Genomic DNA, 2,773 nt, shown 5'->3' with positions numbered 1-2,773 from the left:
ACTCAATCCCATCTTTCCCCCAATAGATCGCATAATGGTGAAAGTCTTCCGATGCGTCAAAATCGAGGAAAACCAACGTTTCGTGACTATTTTTATATTCGTCATCGTCAGTCCAAAAGTTCATTTGAACCATATTGGTATTTACACCCAAAAACTCGATATCGATTTCGTTATGTTTACCGCTACCGTTTTTTGGTCGGTCATATGGCCCACTGAATAAGAAGAAAGAGCTAATTACGCCAGGAGCGGATACTGGTTTCATTTCTACTTCAAAACACCCATAAGAGTAAAACTCGTGGCTACGTAACTCTCCAGAGAAAAACTCAATAGTTGAAGCTGCATCCGACTGTCGGCCACTTAATGTAATAGACATACCTTGAGGGTCATAACTAACCGCACTCGCTTCCCAACTACTAAGGAATGGAAAGCCGTTACTCCAACCATCGGCCAGCCACCATTTTTCATTATTAAGCTCAGTTAGTGGATCAGAAAAAGATTTCATCGCATATACAGAGGTAGAATTTGCGCAAAGCGCTAGCACACAAATGGGTGCCCAAATCAACTTAGTCATAAGAATGATACATTTTGTATTTAAGTTATTATAAGCGTATACGCATATTGATATTATGCATAATAAGAATTTAAAAACTATCTTCAGTCAGCTAGTTTAGGAGCAAACGAACGTCTTTGAACTGCGCTCACCCCTTTTGCANTTCCAGCCTCTAGATTTCCTCTATGTACATGTTTACTGGGTTGCGTAATTTCATCTTCAGAAACATCTTGGGGAGCACTAGAGCTTTCCTCCCCTGTTATAACCTTACTACTCGTTTCCATTTCTTGGAGTGTTGTCTGCTCAAATTTAAGTGGCTGAACCTCTGTAACATTATCCGCACCACTTTGACTAACTGACTTTCCAGCATTGATGTCTGAATCAAGACTATTAGCTTTTAGTTCTGCGTCATTTACCACAACCTTGGAAGGGATAATGGCATCAACCGCATTCTCGACTGATGTTGATTCTGAATTATTTATTGAAGGGACGGGCTTAGGCACAAAGGTTGGAGTCGCTGAATAAGACGGGGAAATCACCAGCTTCGACTGTGGATTATGCGATTTATACTGAGTATTTTCTAAAGGTGCGTTTTCGACTGGTTTTTGCCTAGCATTTATCACTAATCCAGGAGACGGTGCTTTATAACTAAAATACCCAAGTTTATCTTCCCAAACTTCGACAATAGATAGTTTTTGCAACCAGACATCATCCAATGTTGCTCCCCCACCACCTTGCTGCATACTTACTTGAAGGTGGTTATTGGCTTGATTGAATTCTCGATAGACTTCACTTTGCACTTTCTCCCACGAGCTTCCCCCCATCAAAAAATAACGCACACTGTTGGACCAATATTCATACGCAATTGCATCATTATTTTTTTCAGCAGCCATGGCGGCTAACCCTTCAGCCAACCCCGCCGTTTGCCACATTGCAGCCGTACCAAATTTCGCTTCCTGAGACAGCACTAGGCTACTTTGATAATGGAAATTTTCAGACGCTTGCAACAATCGGCCTTGTGATAACAGCAAAGTGGGCTTAGTCAGAAGATCGACGGATGGTTTAGTAAGAGCTAAAGCAGAAACTGATACAAAAACCAGCAAAAAACTAATCAGCCTAATCATCGAAATGTCTCCGCTAAACAGCGTCCAGGGTGATCGAAGCGAGAATTAAACTTAACGTCACGATACTCAATATCTGGATTCGCTTGATACAATTTCCCTCTCTGTTTATACAATAAGGCTTCAAGCACCCCTGAGTTAGTTTTTAGACTAATACTCTTTTCGTATGCACCAGAGACTTCATATCTCCCTTCATACCAACCACGCTGTGGATCGTAGAGTTCTTTCACCAGCGTCATTAATCGGTCAGTATAATCCGTCTTCCATAACGCCCACATTTGAAAGCCAACGCGAGTAGACACTAAAGCGAGTTCGTCATGAGAGCTTCCATCATCTGCAAGCGTTATCCACGGCGTACCAAGGCCATAGATTGCATCGTAAACATAGTAAGGAGCACCAGTTACAAGGTGATCACCCCTAGCTGTATAAATGCGCTCTTGCTCCCAGCGTTGTTCTTGCACTTTGTAGATGGCATCGGCCATTGCCGATAACGTTTGATTCGTATGCTTTGAATCGTGGGACTCTACATCTGAGATAGAATCCCAATTAAATTCCATCCCCATTTGCAAATATGGTGTTGAGTACACTGGGCGAAGAACATTGAATACTCTAGGGTCACGACCATCAAATAATATATCTATGCCATTGATCGTCACAACTTCGTATGGTTCTAAGCTCATCGCTTTTTCAGGGACTAATTGCCAATCTAAGTAGCCATAAGACGTATACTCTTCTACCCCAAGTCTTCCTTCTTTGTATCGTGAAATAGTCCCATTTTGAACAGAACCGCCATACAACTCGCCGTCATTTCCGACCAACTCACAAAAATTCCAACGCAAAACCGCTTTATCTACATACTCAGAGAATTCTGGAGAGTTTCGTTTCACGATAGACAAAACAATCAACAAACGACCCACATCAAGTGAAGACCAACCAATATCTTGATATTGATTTCCATAATTGACCATCTTCCCTGTTTGGGTGTTGTATACCTTGTTCGGAACTTGAACTGAACTTAAATCCATTTCATTTAGAAATGCCAAGACCAACGACAAACGTTCGTCGTATTCCTTATTCGTAATAAATTCAAATTCCTTAGCTG

General features: G+C 41.5%; 2 protein-coding genes. Both read right to left on the bottom strand.

All coding sequences use genetic code 11. The annotated features are described in order from the left end of the window. A partial coding sequence (locus tag L4C33_RS00920) for a family 16 glycosylhydrolase (RefSeq protein WP_428810605.1) occupies window positions 1–571 on the bottom strand: 571 nt, incomplete at its 3' end. A 1,099-nt stretch (window positions 572–1,670) separates the two neighbouring features. Next, window positions 1,671–2,773, bottom strand: a 1,103-nt coding sequence (locus L4C33_RS00915) for a DUF3131 domain-containing protein (RefSeq protein WP_428810604.1), incomplete at its 5' end; no start/stop codon positions are given.

The organism is Vibrio makurazakiensis, assembly GCF_050337375.1.
In the GTDB taxonomy this organism is placed as follows: Bacteria; Pseudomonadota; Gammaproteobacteria; order Enterobacterales; family Vibrionaceae; genus Vibrio; species Vibrio makurazakiensis.
Note: the sequence above shows the minus strand (reverse complement) of the source record. Positions and strands in the feature narration are given on the sequence as shown.